General features: G+C 65.6%; 15 protein-coding genes. 6 read left to right on the top strand and 9 right to left on the bottom strand.

The features are described 5' to 3' along the window. Positions 1–43: 43 nt before the first annotated feature. Genes hemH through LY632_RS04280 form a run of 3 tightly spaced genes read right to left on the bottom strand, consistent with a single transcriptional unit; the run spans position 44 to position 4,376 of the window. Positions 44–1,078, bottom strand: a complete 1,035-nt coding sequence (gene hemH, locus LY632_RS04290) for a ferrochelatase (RefSeq protein WP_234092573.1) — start codon at positions 1,076–1,078, stop codon at positions 44–46. A gap of 41 nt (positions 1,079–1,119) precedes the next feature. Further along, on the bottom strand, positions 1,120–3,408 hold the full coding sequence (locus tag LY632_RS04285; RefSeq protein ID WP_234092572.1) for a molybdopterin cofactor-binding domain-containing protein: 2,289 nt from the start codon (positions 3,406–3,408) through the stop codon (positions 1,120–1,122). Beyond that, positions 3,408–4,376 carry an Mrp/NBP35 family ATP-binding protein gene (locus LY632_RS04280; RefSeq protein WP_234092571.1) on the bottom strand — a complete coding sequence of 323 codons (969 nt, stop codon included), beginning with the start codon at positions 4,374–4,376 and terminating at the stop codon, positions 3,408–3,410. The genes LY632_RS04285 and LY632_RS04280 overlap by 1 nt, the downstream gene beginning before the upstream one ends. Before the next feature lie 118 nt (positions 4,377–4,494). On the opposite strand from LY632_RS04280, the gene hflK reads away from it, so the two are divergent. From hflK to LY632_RS04265, 3 genes are all read left to right on the top strand, one after another. Then, a complete protein-coding gene (hflK, locus tag LY632_RS04275; RefSeq protein WP_234092570.1) occupies positions 4,495–5,616 on the top strand; it encodes a protease modulator HflK in 1,122 nt (373 codons plus the stop codon). A gap of 1 nt (position 5,617) precedes the next feature. Next, positions 5,618–6,451 carry a protease modulator HflC gene (gene hflC, locus LY632_RS04270; protein ID WP_234092569.1) on the top strand — a complete coding sequence of 278 codons (834 nt, stop codon included), beginning with the start codon at positions 5,618–5,620 and terminating at the stop codon, positions 6,449–6,451. A gap of 144 nt (positions 6,452–6,595) precedes the next feature. Continuing rightward, entirely contained in the window at positions 6,596–8,134 is a 1,539-nt protein-coding gene (locus LY632_RS04265) for a Do family serine endopeptidase (protein WP_234092568.1), read from the top strand. 70 nt (positions 8,135–8,204) lie between these two features. Here the strand turns inward: LY632_RS04265 and LY632_RS04260 are convergent, their stop codons facing one another. The 4 genes from LY632_RS04260 to LY632_RS04245 all read right to left on the bottom strand — a co-directional run bounded on the left by LY632_RS04260 (position 8,205) and on the right by LY632_RS04245 (position 12,207). Further along, on the bottom strand, positions 8,205–10,370 hold the full coding sequence (locus LY632_RS04260) for a transglycosylase domain-containing protein (protein WP_234092567.1): 2,166 nt from the start codon (positions 10,368–10,370) through the stop codon (positions 8,205–8,207). Positions 10,371–10,459: 89 nt separating this feature from the next. Beyond that, positions 10,460–10,882 (bottom strand): peptide-methionine (R)-S-oxide reductase MsrB, encoded by a 423-nt coding sequence (gene msrB, locus LY632_RS04255; protein ID WP_234092566.1) that lies wholly within the window; start codon positions 10,880–10,882, stop codon positions 10,460–10,462. Between the two features lie 243 nt (positions 10,883–11,125). Next, positions 11,126–11,797: a glutathione S-transferase family protein gene (locus LY632_RS04250; protein ID WP_234092565.1), complete on the bottom strand. Its 672-nt coding sequence runs from the start codon at positions 11,795–11,797 to the stop codon at positions 11,126–11,128. Between the two features lie 68 nt (positions 11,798–11,865). After that, complete coding sequence (locus tag LY632_RS04245) at positions 11,866–12,207, bottom strand: hypothetical protein (protein ID WP_234092564.1); 342 nt, start codon at positions 12,205–12,207, stop codon at positions 11,866–11,868. A gap of 112 nt (positions 12,208–12,319) precedes the next feature. Between LY632_RS04245 and LY632_RS04240 the strand changes: the two genes are divergently transcribed. Next, a complete protein-coding gene (locus LY632_RS04240) occupies positions 12,320–13,750 on the top strand; it encodes an NAD-dependent succinate-semialdehyde dehydrogenase (RefSeq protein WP_234092563.1) in 1,431 nt (476 codons plus the stop codon). Between the two features lie 3 nt (positions 13,751–13,753). Here LY632_RS04240 and LY632_RS04235 read toward each other — a convergent pair whose 3' ends face one another. Next, the gene (locus LY632_RS04235; protein ID WP_234092562.1) at positions 13,754–14,278 is read right to left on the bottom strand and encodes a VOC family protein; all 525 of its coding nucleotides are present in this window, start codon (positions 14,276–14,278) and stop codon (positions 13,754–13,756) included. Continuing rightward, the gene (locus LY632_RS04230) at positions 14,278–14,922 is read right to left on the bottom strand and encodes a carboxymuconolactone decarboxylase family protein (RefSeq protein ID WP_234092561.1); all 645 of its coding nucleotides are present in this window, start codon (positions 14,920–14,922) and stop codon (positions 14,278–14,280) included. Before LY632_RS04230 ends, LY632_RS04235 begins: the two co-directional genes overlap by 1 nt. 133 nt (positions 14,923–15,055) lie before the next feature. Here LY632_RS04230 and LY632_RS04225 point away from each other — a divergent pair, with 133 nt between their 5' ends. Continuing rightward, positions 15,056–16,168, top strand: a complete 1,113-nt coding sequence (locus LY632_RS04225) for an S-(hydroxymethyl)glutathione dehydrogenase/class III alcohol dehydrogenase (RefSeq protein ID WP_234092560.1) — start codon at positions 15,056–15,058, stop codon at positions 16,166–16,168. 57 nt (positions 16,169–16,225) lie between these two features. Beyond that, the gene (locus LY632_RS04220) at positions 16,226–16,606 is read left to right on the top strand and encodes a VOC family protein (protein ID WP_234092559.1); all 381 of its coding nucleotides are present in this window, start codon (positions 16,226–16,228) and stop codon (positions 16,604–16,606) included. The last annotated feature ends 5 nt before the right edge of the window (positions 16,607–16,611 follow it).

Raw genomic sequence — 16,611 nt, 5'->3', positions numbered from 1 at the left:
CTCATTACACCAATGTCAGTAGCAAATCACTACCAATTCGCGGTTAAAGCCAGCCTGACAATTCCTGCCGTACCAGCGCCTCCAGCATGCTCATCCCGGCGTCGCTGTCGTTGAGGCAGGACAGCGCGGCATAGCGCTCGCCGCCTGCTTCGACGAATTCGTCGCGGCCTTCCATGGCGATCTCTTCCAGCGTTTCGAGGCAGTCGGCGGAAAAGCCAGGCATGGCCACCGCCATCTGCTTCGTCCCGGCCTTGGCCTCGGCCATGATCGTGTCATCGGTCGCGGGTTCAAGCCATTGGGCGCGACCGAAACGGCTCTGGAAGGTGGTGACGACACGCAGGCCGGCCCACTTCTCGTGACGCGCCAGCCGTTCAGCCAGCAGGCGCGAGGTCTTGCGGCACTGGCAGTGATAGGGATCGCCCAGTTCCAGCGTGCGCAGCGGCATGCCGTGGAAGCTCAAGAGCAGCACCTCGGGAACGTAATCGAGCGCTTCTAGCTGGCGCAGCGTGTCGGCCTCCAGCGCGTCGAGATAGCCGGCACGGTCGTGATAGGCCGGCAGGATACGCAGCGCGGGCTGCCAGCGCATTTCCTTGAGCGTGTCTGCCGCTTTGTCGACCGCCGTTCCAGTGGTGGCGCCCGAGTATTGCGGATAGAGCGGGGCGAACAGAATCCGGTCACATCCGGCCTCGGCCATCGTCTTCAGCCGATCGGGGATCGACGGCTGACCATAGCGCATGGCCCAGTCGACATGAACGGCACCACCCAGCCGCTCCTGCAAGCCTTCGGCCTGCTTGCGGGTAATCACGGCCAGCGGCGAGCCTTCCTCGGTCCAGACCTTGCGATAGGCCTCGGCGCTGCGCTTGGGCCTTGTGTTGAGAATGATTCCGCGCAGGATCGGCTGCCAGGCGATCGGCGGGATCTCCACCACGCGCCGGTCGGACAGGAATTCGAGCAGATAGCGCTTCACCGAGGCGACATCGGGCGCGTCGGGGGTACCGAGATTGACCAGCAACACGCCGATCCGCCCGCTCTTGACGGGTTTGTGGTCGGTAGGGAGCGATTGGGCTTGCCAGGTCATGCGGGCCGCCAACCCGAATGCGCAGCCCGCGTCAAGCGGAACTAAAGTCCGCCCGACAAGAGCGGTAGCTGGCGCAGGCGCAATCCGGTCGCGGAAAACAGCGCATTGGCGATGGCCGGAGCAGCCACGGCAACCCCCAGCTCGCCGGGATCGAACGGCGGGGCGTCGCTGGCGATGAAGTCGATCTCGATTGCGGGGCTGTCGGCCAGCACTGGCAAGCCCATGCTGCCGAGCCGGGCATTGACCGGTAGCCCACGCTCCCACGCCGTGGTCGACCCCAGTGCGAGGCCGGTCCCGTAAACCAGCCCGCCCTCGATCTGCTGGCGGGCGATGTCGAGATTGACGATCCGGCCGATGTCGACCGCCACGCTGAAGCCTGTCACCCGGACGCCGCCTTCCTCCTGCTTGGCAGTGGCGACACAGGCGATACGTCCCCCGCCCTGGCCCGCTTCCTCACCTTCTCCCATGCGGTGGCAGGCGAGCCCCTGCCCCGCGCCACTTTCGCCTCCGCCCCACTCGGCCAGCCGCGCGGCGCGCTGCAAGCATTCGACCAACCGCACATCCTCGCCTAGCAGCCCGATCCGGTAGGACAGCGGTTCGCGGTCGTGGCGATGCGCCACCTCGTCGATGAAGCTTTCGATGATGAAGGCGGTGTAGCCATGCGCCTGCCCGCGCATCTTGCCTGCGGGGAGCCCGGTGCGGAAGGGGACATGATCCACCACCACGTCGGGGATGGCATAGGGCGGCATTGCCCCTTCGCCGACCATTGGATCCGACTTGCCTTCGCTATCGTCGATGGCAGCCCAGCTGGTGCGGTTGTCGAACAATCGTGCACCGAACTCGCGGCCCCACGACGGGGTGATGAGCCTTGTACGCAGGATGCCGATGGTCCCGTCCTCGGCCAGCCGGGCGCTGACCTTGGCCGCGACCGGAGCGCGGGGATAGCTCGCCAGCGCGTCCTGCCAGCGCGACCATACCAATTGCACGGGCTTGCCCGTCTCGCGCGCGATCAGCGCAGCCTCGATGGCGTGGGCATGCTCCAGGCGGGCATCGAAGCTGCCGCCGGCGGGCATGGGATAAAGGATCACATCCTCGGTCGAAAGGCCGACCGCTGCCGCCACTGCGGCGCGCGCTTTCTCCGGTGCCTGGCTCGCCAGCCACAGCTCCAGCCGCCCATCGCGCAGCCAGGCGGTAGCGCTGGCGGTTTCGAGCGGCAGGTGCAACGCCGGCAATATATCGTAATGCAGCGTCAGGTCGGGCGTGCCCATATTGTCGGCACCCTCGCCGCGCTGGGCGATGCGATAGCTGCTGGCACTCTCGCGCGCTTCGGACATGCGCGCTTCGATCTCGGCGCTGTCGATCCGTTCGACGGTCGAGAAACGCGGGTTCATGGCGTCGAGCGCGCGCTCGGCCGCCCACCAGTTCTCCGCCACCGCCGCCAGCCAGCGCTTGCCCTTGACCGCCCCGACATAGCCCGGGATCTTGCGCGCATCCTCGGCATCGAAACTGCCCAGCAGCGACTGGTTGACCGCGCCATGACGGATCGCGGCGTAGAGCATGCCGGGCAAGCGCACATCGCCAGCAAACAGGTGCGAACCGTCGACCTTGGACGGCAGGTCGAGCCGCGGCAGCGAAGTCGACACGTCATTCTGTCCTTCGACCGGCTGTTCCGCCGCCGCATCGACCCGCAGCGGTGCAGGATCAGGCGGGTCGAGCTCTGCGGCTTCCTGCGCCAGCGCGCCAAACCGCAGCCGCTTGTTGCCGTGGACGATGAACCCGGCAGCCGCGTCGCATTCTTCCCACGACACGCCCCAGCGATCCGCCGCGATCTGTGCCAACATGCTGCGCGCGGCCGCCGCTGCCTCGCGGCAAGGCTGCTCGAACGCCGCCAGCGACGTGCCCTCGGCGGTTGCCATGAAGCGGTTGGCCTCGGCCCAGCGGCGTACCACCAGGTCCTCCGGCCGGGTCTCGACGAAGCCGGGCGTCAAGGACGGCAACCACAACCGGCCCCATTTCGCCGCCAGCGGCACGTTGGTATAGGCCCCGCTCGGCGCGACCGGCTGCACCGCGACCTGCCGCCAGTCGGCCCCGAGTTCGGTCGCCACCACTTGCGGAAGAATCGTCGAGACACCCTGTCCCATCTCCAGCTGCGGCAGTGCGACCGTGACAATCCCGTCAGGCGCGATCTTGAGCCAGGCATCGAACCCGGCCTCGTTCTCGCCCGGCTCCAGCCCGGTGCGATAGTTGCGCGGCCACAGCGCCCAGGCCACCAGCAGCCCGCCACCGACCGCCGCCCCGGCGAGCACTCCGCGCCGGCTAAGCAGGACCATCAGCCCTGGGGCTCCCGGTCCAACCAGTCGGCCAGCTTCGCCGCAACGGCGGCAAAGGCCGCGCCACTCGCGTCGTCCCTCGCAGCCGGCGGGGTCCCGGCATCGCTGGCCATGCGGATATCCATGGACAGGGGAATACGCCCGAGAAACGGCAATTCCAGCCTCGCCGCCGCGCTTTCCACACCGCCTTGCCCGAACGGGTCGGAAACCTCGCCGCAATGCGGGCACGTATAGCCTGCCATATTCTCCACCAGCCCGATGATCGGCACATTGGCGGTATCGAACAATTGCCCGGCCCGAGCAGCGTCGATCAGGGCAAGATCCTGCGGGGTGGAAACGATCACCGCGCCATCGGGCTTGTGCTTCTGCACCATAGTCAGCTGCACGTCGCCGGTGCCCGGCGGCAGGTCGATCAGGATCAGTTCGACGTCGCCCCAGTCGGCCTCCATCAGCTGGGTCAGCGCGCCACCCGCCATCGGCCCACGCCACGCCAATGCCCGGCCCGGCGGGACCAAGTGCCCCATCGACAGCATCGGGATGTCCAGCGTGCCGGTGACCGGCTGCAACTTCTGCCCTTCGGCCTGCGGCTTCTTGTCGGCACTATCGAGCAGGACCGGCTGCGAGGGGCCATAGACGTCGGCATCGACCACCCCGACCTTGCGCCCCATGCGCTTGAGCGAGACCGCGAGGTTCGCCGTGAGCGTCGACTTGCCGACCCCACCCTTGCCCGATCCCACCGCGATGATGCGGCGACGGACCCGGTCGGCCATCACGGCGGTGCGGACGCTGGCCACACCGGGGACCGCTTCGAGCGCCGCCTTGGCATCTGCCTCCAGCGCGGCGCAGGCAGCGGCATCGAGGCCCGCCCCGTCAAAGATGGCCGTGACAGTGCCTTCGCGGTCCTTGATCGACGTCGCTCTTGCCGCGATTTCGGCGGGCAGGGCGGCTTTCAGTGCACTCTCATCCATATGGCGCGGCTCCCTAGCAGCAATTTTGCGCCTGCCACCCCTGTTTTTCTGGTGAGGGACACCTATACAGACAGGCATGGAGAGTTTTGACAGGTTCCGCACATGGACCGCATCGGCGATGGCCGGCAAGAGTCCGTGGGGCGGCAAAGTTAGTGGTGGTGGTGGATCCGGCGACGGGGGCAATGGCGGCGGAGACGACTCCGGCCCCGGCAAGCCCAACGGCCCGCGCAATCCGTGGCTTCCGCCCGGCGGGGACGAGCCGCGCCGATCGGCCAGTATCGAGGATATCTTCAAGAACCGCGGCCCCGAAGGCCCGCGGCGCAGCGGCGGTGGCGGTGGCGGGCGCGGCCCGAATTTCCGCCTGCCGCAGCGGCCCGGTGGCAAGAGCTGGTTCCCGGTCGTCCTGGGCGGGCTGGTCATCCTCGGTCTCGGCCTGACCTCGGTCCACCAGATCGGCCCGAAGCAACAGGCGGTGGTCAAGACGCTGGGCGATTATTCGCGCACCCTCAATCCTGGGCTCAATTTCACCCTGCCGTTCCCTATCCAAACCGTCGACGTCGAGGATGTCCAGGGCGTAAGGCAGGATCGTTTGCCTGGCGGTCCCCAGCAGCAGAAGCTGATCCTGACCGGTGACCAGAACCTGGTCGACCTGACGTATGTCGTGCGCTGGAACATCAAGGACCTGCGCGGCTTCAAGTTCTCTCTGGTCGAGCCGGAAGAGACGATCAAGGAAGTGGCTGAAGCCTCCATGCGCGCCTCGGTTGCGGAAAAGACCCTCGACCAGACGTTTTCCGGCGAAGGCAGGGCAGAGATCGAGCAAGCCGTCAGGCGCCGGATGCAGCAGTCGCTCGACCGCTACCGGGCCGGGATCGCCGTGCTCGGGGTGGAAATTGCCAAGGCCGACCCGCCGGCCGACGTCAACGACGCGTTCAAGGACGTGTCTGTCGCCGAACAGAACGCCGACGCCGCCCGCAACCAGGCGCGCGGCTATGCCCAGCAACAGCTGTCGCTCGCCCGCGGTGAAGCGGAGGCTTTCGACAAGGTCTATGAACAATACCGGCTCGCCCCGGAAGTGACCCGGCAGCGTCTTTACTACGAAACCATGGAGCGCGTCTTGAGCGTCACCGACAAGACCGTCGTCGAAACGCGCGGGGTGACCCCTTACCTGCCCCTGCCCGAGATCAAGCGACGCTCCCAGCCGGAACCGGCCCCGACAACCACTGTCACGGGGAGGCAGTGACATGAACACCATGTGGGAAAACTACAAGCTGGTCTTCATCTCTGTCGCCATCGCGGTGGTAGGCTTTTTCATGAGCGCTTTCGTGGTGCCCGAAGAACAGCAGGCCGTCGTGATCCAGACCGGTCGCCCGGTCGGCACGGTCAACACGCCCAATGGCAAGACTGATGCCGGGCTCTACTTCCGTGTTCCGCTGATCCAGTCGGTCGAGCTGATCGAGAAGCGCGTGCTCGACCTCGAAATGAGGGACGAGGAAGTGCTCTCCAACGACCAGCAACGCCTGGTCGTCAACGCCTATGCCCGGTTCCGCATCGTCGATCCGATCCGCATGGTGGAACGTGCGGGCAGCACCGAGGGCGTGCGTGAAGCGCTTGAGCCGATCCTCAATTCCGTGCTGCGGCAGGAACTCGGCCGCCGGACGTTCCAGGCCATGCTGACCGCCGAGCGCGGTACGGCACTGGCTACCGTCAAGGCCAACCTCGACCGACAGGCGCGTGCATACGGGGCGGAAGTGATTGACGTCCAGATCAAGCGCACCGACCTGCCCGATGGCGAGCCGCTGCAGGCCGCGTTTGACCGCATGCGGTCCGACCGCCAGCGCGAAGCGCTGACGATCCGGGCCGAGGGCGCTCAGGACGCAACCGTGATCCGCGCGGAAGCCGATGCCCAGGCGGCCAAGATCTATGCCGACAGCTTCGGCAAAGACCCGCAGTTCTACGACTTCTACCGCGCCATGCAGAGCTATGAGGCGACATTCGCCAAGGGCGAGGGAACGGGCGACAGCGCGATCATCCTGTCGCCCGACAACGAATACCTGCGGCAGTTCCGCGGGCAGTAGTTTCGTCCCGTTCGGGCGGCACGACTACAGCTGTCGTTAAACGCCCGTTCAGCGGCACAAGAGTGTATGCCGCAAACGGGGCTGAAACCGGACGACGGCCTGGTGCGTAACTGCAGCAGGTGAATTGAAGAGGAACGAAAGAAGGTGAAACCCGTGCGATACGCATATGGCCTGAGCACTGCGCTGCTGCTGGGCGGCGCGACGATTTCCCTGGTGACCGGCCAACCGGCCGGTGCGCAAGTGGCTGTCAATGACGACCGGGCGATGGTGGGCGTGGTCCCCCGTCCCGGCGCTCCCGAAAGCTTTGCCGACCTGACCGAGCAATTGCAGCCGGCGGTGGTCAACATCTCGACGCGCCAGCGTGTCGAGGTCGACACCCGCAACCCCTTCGCCGGCACGCCGTTCGAGGGCCTGTTCTCGCAGCGTGGCCAGCCGTCGACGCCGCAGACGCGTGAGGCGCAGTCGCTCGGTTCGGGCTTCATCATTTCGGCCGACGGCTATGTCGTGACCAACAATCACGTGATCAGTCCCGAGGGCAGGGCGACAGTGGAAGCGATCACCGTCACCACGCCCGACGGCACCGAATACGAAGCGGAACTGGTCGGGGCCGATGCCCAGTCGGATCTGGCGGTGCTCAAGATCAGCGGCACGAAGCCTTTCCCGTTCGTACAGTTTGGCGATTCGGCCCAGGCCCGCGTCGGTGACTGGGTGATCGCCATCGGCAATCCCTTCGGCCTTGGCGGCACCGTGACCAGCGGGATCGTCTCGGCCCAGCTGCGCAACACCGGCGGCGGGGCCTATGACCGCTACATCCAGACCGATGCCAGCATCAACCGCGGCAATTCTGGCGGCCCGCTGTTCGACATGCAGGGCAATGTCATCGGCATCAACAACGCCATCTACTCGCCGTCGGGCGGCAGTGTCGGGATCGGTTTTGCCATCCCCGCCGATATTGCAGCCCCGATCGTCGACAAGTTGCGCAGCGGCGTGGCGATCGAACGCGGGTATCTCGGCGTGACGATCCAGCCGGTCACGGAAGACGTCGCCAGCGCGCTGGGCCTGCCCAAGAACCGCGGCGAATTCGTCCAGAACGTGGTGGAAGGCGAAGCGGCAGCCAGGGCCGGGATCAAGCCTGGCGACATCGTCACCAAGATCGACGGCAAGGACGTGACGCCCGACCAGACCTTGTCGTTCCTGATCGCCAATATCGAGCCGGGCACCACCATCCCCGTGCAGATCGTCCGCGAAGGTGCGACCCGCACCCTGAATGTGACAGTCGGCAAGCGTCCGAGCGAGGACCAGATTCGCCAGTCGCAGGTCTTCTCCGATGACGAGAGCCAGGACAATCCGACGACGCCCGACATACAGGGCAGCGAAGGCATTGCCGAGAAGCTGGGCCTGGGCGTGTTGCCGGTGACCGCCGAAATCGCCCGGCAGCTGGGTGTCGGTTCTTCGGTCAAGGGCCTCGCCATCGCCGTGGTCGATCCGAGTTCCGACGCTGCGGCGAAGGATATTCGCCGCCGCGACATCATCGTGGGTGCCAACTACAAGCCGGTCGCCAGTGTCGAGGATCTCGAATCCATCATCGCCGAGGCCGAGAAAGCCGGGCGCGATTCGATCCTGCTGAACATCCAGCGCCGCGGCGCCCCGCCGTTCTTCCGCGCGGTCCGCATCCAGAAGTAACGCGGCGGATCACCCGACAACGAAAACCCCGCCGGAGCGATCCGGCGGGGTTTTGCGTCTGGGTAGCGACCTATTGCGGCTGGCGCGGCGGAGGCGGGGAAGGGCGTGGTTGCGGCGGCGGCTGGCGCTGCGGCTCGTTGCCGCCGGTCGCACGGTTGAGGAAATCGTCGCTCGCGGCTTGCGGGGCACCATCCGTAGCCGGCTCCGGCGGAGGCCGCCGCTGGCGGTTCGCCTCCCCTGGCCCGAGTTCGCTTTCGGGCGGCAAGCCTTCGCCGCGTGGCCCTTCGACACGGCCCGGCTCGATCAGATTGCCCTGCTCGTCGATGTAGTAATACTCGTCGGGGTCGCCGAAGTAGAACTCGTCGTCGGGCTCGGTCTGCCATTCGGGCAGGTTGGTCTCCACCTTGAAATTCTCGACCGGGCGCCCCTTGACGGCATAGCGCATGAAAGCGGCGAACGCCTGGGCCGGGGCGCGCCCGCCTTGCAGGCCCCCGACCGCCTTGCTGTCATCGCGGCCCATCCACACGCCGGTGGTAATGCCGCTGGAGAAGCCGACGAAATAACCGTCCTTGTTGGAACTGGTGGTTCCCGTCTTGCCGGCGACCGGACGCCCGATCTGGGCTGCGCGACCGGTCCCGGTCTGGACGGCCGCCTGCAGCAGGTCGACCATTCCCGCAGCCACGTAATCCGGCACCAGCTTTACCGTGCGGGCCTTCTGGTGCTGGTAGATCACTTCGCCATCGGCGGTGGTGACCTTGACGATGCCATAGGGCTCGACCGAATTGCCGTAAGCCGAAATCGCCGCAAAGGCGCGGGTCATGTCGAGCAACCGGACTTCGTTCGATCCGAGCACCATCGACGGGACAGTCGAAATCTCCGTCGTGATGCCGAACCGCTTGGCCATCGAGGAGACCGTGCCGAAGCCGACTTCATTGCCCAGTTGCGCCGCGACAGTGTTCTTGGAGAAAGCGAAGGCACTGCGCAGGCTCATTTCGCCGGAATAGCCGCCGCCCGAATTGCGCGGGCTCCAGCCCTGGATCGTCACCGGCACGTCCTTGACCGTATCTTCGGGCGTATAGCCTGCTTCCAGCGCGGCAAGATAGACGAACAGCTTCCACGACGAGCCCGGCTGGCGGAGCGCGGTGGTGGCGCGGTTGAAGCTGGTCTCGACATAGTCCTTGCCGCCGATCAGCGCGAGCACCGCGCCGTCGCGGTCCATGCTGACCAGTGCGCCCTGCGCCCCGGCAGGCGAGTTCGCCTCGATTGCCGCCTGCGCCGCACGCTGCATACCGACATCGATCGTGGTCCAGACCTCGATCGGCTCGAAGGTTTCTGGCAGCAGGATATCGAGCTGCGGCAGTGCCCAGTCCGTAAAGTAGCGGACCGAGTTCTGGTTGGCATCGACCTTGAGCTTGACCGCGTCGACATCGACCTGCGCTTCGCTCTCGCTGATCCGGCCCTGCTCGCGCATCAGCCGCAGTACGACCTTGGCCCGGCCGACGGCAGCATTGACATCGGCGGTCGGCGAGTAGCGGCTCGGCGCCTTGACCAGGCCGGCGATGATCGCGGCCTCGGCGGTGCTCAGCTCGGTGCCGGGATGGCTGAAGAACTTGCGACTGGCGCTGTCGATGCCATAGGCCCCGCCGCCGAAATAGACCTTGTTGAGGTAGAGCTCGAGGATCTGCTCCTTGGAGAATTTGCTCTCCAGCGCCATGGCCAGCACACCTTCGCGCAGCTTGCGATCGAGCGAGCGATTGGAATTCAGGAAAACGTTGCGGGCGAGCTGCTGGGTGATCGTCGATGTCGCCGAAATGCGCTTGTCGCCGGTCACCGCTTCATAAACCGCGCGCATCAGACCCAGCGGGTCGATACCGAAATGCGAGTAGAAGCGGCGGTCCTCAACCGAGACCATCGCATCCTTCATCACCTGCGGGATTTGCTGGTGCGGGATCCACTTGCCGAAACTCGGCCCGAGCTCGAGGATCTCCGTCCCGTCGCGCGCCCGTACGACTATGGTCTGGGCGTTCTGTGTCGCCTTGAGCTGGGCGTAGCTGGGCAACGAACGCGCGGCAAACAGCACGGCGAGACCCAGGAACAGCGCGCCGAGCAAGCCGACCACGGCCCCGCCAATGGCGATCCGCTTGAACCACAGCTTCGCCCGGCTCGGCGGCCCGCTGGGGCCGTTTGCCCGTTTCGCCTGTTCCGCTGCCTTCCGGCGGCTGCCGCGCTGCGCCATTCTGGTCGAACCACCCCGTCATGCACGCCTTCGGGCATGCTGTCTCGTTCCGCCCATGCATAGAGCAAGGCTAACGCGGGGTGAACGACCTATTCGCTTTTGTCGCCAGATGTTTCGGCCGGCTCGAAGTCGAGCGCGGCGCTGTTGATACAGTAGCGCAAGCCGCCCTGGTCACGCGGACCGTCGGGGAAGACGTGGCCCAGGTGCCCGTCGCAATTGGCACAGGTCACTTCGGTGCGGATCATGCCATAGGAAGTGTCGCGATGCTCGGCCACGGCATCGCCATCGCTGGGGCGGGTGAAGGCCGGCCAGCCGCAGCCGCTGTTGTACTTGGCATCGCTCTCGAACAGCTTCGCCCCGCAGCCGGCGCAGTAATATTCGCCGGCGTCGTAGTGCTTGTCGTACTTGCCGGTAAAGGCCCGCTCGGTCCCTTTTTCGCGCAGGATGTGGTACTGCTCGGGGCTCAGCTTTTCGCGCCACTGGTTGTCGGGCATGGCCTTGGGATCGGTCATCGGGTGTCTCCTTCGGGGGAAATGTAGGCATCATCGGTGGAAGCGCCAACACCCCCCTATTCGCCCGACCAGGTCGTGAGATTACACCGATTTCACATCGGGGCCGGTGGAGGCCCCGCAAGCGCGTGGGCTCAAACAGCCGCCAGGCGATAGCCCGACGGAGGCGCGCGCCCGCAGGGACCCGTAGCGCAGCGAAGGAACAGCCCCGAGGACGCAACCGCGGAGGCGGCTGCGAAAGGCAAACTAAGCGTCAAGCATCGCGTAATGCGTCGGCGGCTGGATCACCTCCATCCGCTCGGCCAGCAGCGGGCCGAAGCTCGGGCGGCTCTTGAAGGCGGTGTACCAGTCGCGGGTCTGGTCGTGACCCTTCCAGTCGATCCCGCCGAGATAGTCGGCGACGGAAATCTGCGCTGCAGCAGCGAGGTCGGCGAGGCTCATCTGCGGTCCCGCCAGCCAGGGCCGGGTATCGACCAGCCAGTCGATATAGTCGAGATGACCGTGCGCCAGCTTCATCGCTTCGCGCAGCACGCGGCTGTCGGGCGGCTCGCGCAGGATCAGCCGCTTCTTCATCCGCTCGTGCAGCAGCGGGAGGGTGACGTCGGCGAAGAAGTTCTCGTCGAACAATGCCACCAGCCGGCGGATTTCGGCACGGTTGGCCGCGGTGCCGTTGATCATCGGTGCGCGGTCGACGGTTTCCTCGAAATATTCGGCAATCGCGCGGCTGTCTGCCAGCGTGATGTCACGGGCCGCATCGCGCACCACCGGGGTTCGCCCGGCCGGGTTCATGTTCCAGAATTCGTCGTCGGCGTCCCACGGATCAGTCCGCCAGACTTCATAGCCCACGCCTTTCTCGCCCAGCAGGAGCCGGATCTTGCGACTGAAGGGGCAGAGGGGGAAGCAATAGACGCGCCACATGGCCGATCTCAATGCCGCAACATGCGAAGCGTAACAACACGTATCGCGCGGTTATCCGGCACAGTGCGTCAAATTCCCGATGCGTCGAGCAGCAGCAGGCATCCGGGCATGACCTCGGCGAGTTTCCGCTCGTCCTTCAGGCCCTCCGCCTCGACCGCAAACAAGGCGCTGAGCTGCTCGCGTGTGATGCCGGTCTCGTCCATCAGCTGGGCCCCGGCGCGGACGAAGAACTCCTTCCCGCGCGGGTTCATCACCGGCCACGCCCTGACCGCCGCGTCGCCGCGCTCCTGCCTTGTGGCGACGACGGCAAAGGCAGCGGCACAACGCAGGCTCGCCTGTTGTTGCAGGTTGAGCTGCGGCGCAGCCGGGGCGGCAAGAGCGAGGGTGCTTGCAAAAAGGAAGTTCAGCATGGTTCCTGCCCTATAGCGCGGAACCTGAACCCATGCTGCCCCTTTACTAAGGTATACCCTGCGCCCAGATGGGCGTGACAATCGAACCCCTGCCCAGCCCGAGAGGATTTCCATGAGCAACTACCCCCAACTTTCGCTGCTGATCGGCGGCCACGCCGTCTCCTCGGGTCGCGAGACGATCGACGTACTCGATCCGGCGACGGGCGAGGCCATTGCCGCCTTGCCCCGCGCCACGGCCGACGACCTCGATACCGCGCTCGCCAATGCCCAGGCCGGCTTTGCCACGTGGCGCACCACCGGTGCCGATGAGCGCGAAGCCGTGCTGCGCAAGGCCGCCGGGCTGATCCGCGAACGGTCAAAGGACATCGGGGCTGCCATCACCCGCGAACAGGGCAAGCCGCACAAGGAAGCCATCGGCGAAGTAATCTATTGCGCCATGCTGCTCGAATTCTACGCCGGCGAGTGCAAGCGGCTCTATGGCAAGACGCTGGTCCGCCCCGACGGCCAGCGGGTCGAGGTGCGGCACGAACCGGTCGGTCCGGTGGCGGGCTTCAGCGCCTGGAACTTCCCGGCGCTCAACGTCATGCGCAAGATCGGCGGCCCGCTCGCGGCCGGTTGCTCGGTCATCGTCAAGCCGTCGGAAGAGACCCCTGCCGGCGGGCTCGCCATGGTCCAGGCGATGCTCGACGCGGGCGTGCCGGGCGATGTCTGCCAGGCGGTGTTCGGCGTGCCCGCCGAAATCAGCGAACACCTGATGGGCAGCCCCGTGATCCGCAAGATCACCTTCACCGGCTCGACCGCGGTCGGCAAGCAGCTGGCCAAGCTGGCGGCCGAGAACCTGCAGCGCGCCACGCTGGAGCTGGGCGGCCACGGCCCGGTGCTGGTTTTCAACGATGCCGATATCGACAAGGCGCTCGATACCATGGCGGCGGCCAAGTTCCGCAATGCCGGACAGGTCTGCGTCAGCCCGACCCGCTTCCTGGTCGAGGAGGACGTGTTCGAGCGCTTCCGCGACGGCTTTGTCGAGCGGGCGAAGGCGGTCAAGGTCGGCAATGGCATGGACACCGACACGCAGATGGGGCCAATGGCCAGCGAGCGCGGACCCGACGGCATCCAGAAGAAGATCGCCGATGCGCGCGAGCACGGCGCCAAGCTGCTGGCAGGCGGCGAGCGGATCGGCAACCAGGGTTTCTTCCACCAGCCGACCGTGCTGTCCGAAGTGCCGACCGATGCCGCGATCATGAACGACGAACCGTTCGGTCCGGTGGCGATCATCAACCCGATGTCGGGATACGATGCGATGGTCGGGGAGGCGAACCGCCTGCCCTATGGCCTCGCCGCCTATGCCTGGACCCAGGATGCCAAGCGCAAGATGCGGCTGGCGAGCGAGATCGAGGCCGGCATGATCGCCCTCAACGGCGGGACGGTCAGCGCCGCCGATGCGCCGTTCGGCGGGGTCAAATGGTCAGGCTATGGCCTCGAAGACGGGGCCGATGGCGTCGCCGCCTGCCTCGTCAGCAAGACCGTCCACGAAAGCGCTTGACGCTCAGGCCGGCTCCCACATCTTCATCATCGCGGGCGGCGGCGAAGGATTGAACTCGGTTTCTTCCAGCGCCGCCAAGGCCCGCGCGCGGTCGGCTGGGGTAAACTCGCCGGTGGTAAGGCAAAATTCGACCGCATTGCCGTTGGGGTCCTGGGTGTAGATCGACTTGCACCAATTGTGATCGATTTCGAACACCTTCAGCCCCGCGCTGCGCCACTTCTCGCGCCACTCGGCGAACTCCTCCTCGCTACCGACGGCGAAGGAATAGTGGTTGGTCGCCGGTGGCAGCTTGGCGGCCTTGTTGAGGTCGAAGATGTATTCGTCCGCCCCCGGCCCGTCGTGCAGTTCCCAGAAGGCGATGAAGCGGCTGTCGTCGCCGTCCATCCGGTAGAAGAAGTGCTTCCCCCAGCCGCCCGACATGATCGGTGCGACCTCGACCTTGACCAGTTCGAAGCCCATGATCCCTTCGTAGAATTCGTGGGTCGCCTTCATGTCCTTCGCGGCCAGCGCCAAATGGTGATAGGCCATCAGTCGTCCTCCTCGGTGTCCACCATCGCCATGACGTCCTGCGAGCCGTCGCCCGGTGCAGGAACTTCGACGATGCGGTCATCGACATCGTCATACTCCAGCCGCAGCGCGCGGCTCATCACCGCATGCATCATGTAGGTACAGGTGATGTAGGTCAGCTCGAGGATTTCCTCGTCCGAGAGATGCGCCTTGAGCACAGCGAACACACCATCGGGGACCCGCCCGCGTTGCAGCACCAGCGCATCGGTATAGGCCAGCACCGCCCGCTCGATGTCACTGAAGCAGCCTGCCACCGACCAGTGCGGGATCGCCTGCACCTGCTCTTCGGTCAGGCCCGCATCACGGCTGGCCTTGCAATGCTGCGAAAAGACGAATTGCGAACCCACGACGTATCCTGCCCGCGTTTGCCCTAGTTCGCGCAGCTTGGGATCGATATTGCGCTCGGGCGAGCGGTAGAATTGGAAGCCTTCGGTGGTGTGCCTGAACGCATCGGGCACAATGTTGAACACCGTCCACCAATTGCCCGGCGTGCCGGTTGCGGTGCCCGGCTGGGAAATCGGATCGCGCTCGCCAAACAGCAGGGTGAAGATGCGGTCGGCATAGGGATTGCCCGCTTCGCGCCCGGCCTGTCTCAGTCGCGGCATGGAACTCTCCCTCTCCTGCCCTCTATGCCCGGACGTATCGCAGGCACAGAGGCTCGCCAAGGCGGAAAGCGCGATTGACCTTGCCGCGCCCAAGCGCCTAGTCCGGCGCCAATCGATAGTTGGAGACTGCCCCATGAAGACCCGCGCCGCCGTTGCCTTCGAAGCCAGGAAGCCGCTCGAGATCGTCGAGCTCGACCTTGAAGGTCCGAAGGCGGGCGAAGTGCTGGTCGAGATCATGGCGACCGGCATCTGCCATACCGATGCCTATACGCTCGACGGGCTCGACAGCGAGGGCATCTTCCCTAGCGTGCTGGGCCATGAAGGCGCCGGGATTGTGCGCGAGGTCGGCGCGGGGGCGACTTCGGTGAAACCCGGCGACCATGTGATCCCGCTCTACACCCCCGAATGTCGCCAGTGTAAATCGTGCCTCAGCGGCAAGACCAACCTGTGCACCGCGATCCGCGCCACGCAGGGCCAGGGGTTGATGCCGGACGGCACCACGCGCTTTTCCTACAAGGGCCAGCCGATCTACCACTACATGGGGTGCTCGACCTTCTCGAACTTCACCGTGCTGCCTGAAATCGCGGTAGCGAAGATCCGCGAGGACGCGCCGTTCCAGACCAGCTGCTACATCGGCTGCGGGGTCACCACGGGCGTGGGCGCGGTGATCAACACCGCCAAGGTGCAGGTCGGCGACAATGTGGTGGTGTTCGGCCTCGGCGGCATCGGCCTCAACGTGATCCAGGGCGCACGGCTGGCCGGGGCCGACAGGATCATCGGCGTCGACATCAACCCCGATCGCGAAGAATGGGGCCGCAAGTTCGGCATGACCGAATTCCTCAACAGCAAGGGCATGAGCCGCGAGGATATCGTCGCGAAGATCGTCGCCATGACCGATGGCGGCGCGGATTATACTTTCGATGCCACCGGCAACACCGATGTGATGCGCACCGCGCTCGAGGCCTGCCACCGCGGATGGGGCACTTCGATCATCATCGGCGTGGCCGAGGCAGGCAAGGAAATCGCCACCCGTCCGTTCCAGCTCGTCACCGGCCGCAACTGGCGCGGCACCGCGTTCGGCGGGGCCAAGGGCCGCACCGATGTTCCCAAGATCGTCGACATGTACATGACCGGCAAGATCGCGATCGACCCGATGATCACCCACGTGATGGGTCTGGAAGAGATCAACACCGCCTTCGACCTGATGCACGAAGGCAAGTCCATCCGCAGCGTGGTTGTCTATTGACCCGACTCGCGCCTACGCACAGGTAGCAAATCGCAACTCGAAGAGGAGAGAGCGCGAATGTACAGTCACATGATGGTCGGTTCGAACGATATCGACCGGTCCAAGAAGTTCTATGACGCGACTTTCACCGCCATCGGCGGCAAGGAAGGCTTCAAGGACGAGAAGGGCCGCCTGATCTATATGCACAATGGCGGGCTGTTCCTCGTCACCACTCCCATCGATGGCCAGCCGGCCTCCGCTGGCAACGGCTGCACCATCGGCTTCGCAATGACCCCTGAGCAGGCCGATGCCTGGCACGCAGCGGGTGTTGCCAATGGCGGCACCGCGATCGAGGATCCGCCGGGAGTGCGCGGCGAAGGCGGGCCGATGCCGATGTATCTTGCCTATCTGCGCGATCCGGACGGCAACAAGCTCTGCGCCCTTCACCGGATGGGCTGACATTT

It is taken from the genome of Erythrobacter sp. SDW2 (assembly GCF_021431965.1).
GTDB lineage: Bacteria > Pseudomonadota > Alphaproteobacteria > Sphingomonadales > Sphingomonadaceae > Parerythrobacter.
This window is presented reverse-complemented; position numbering and strand designations above follow the sequence as displayed.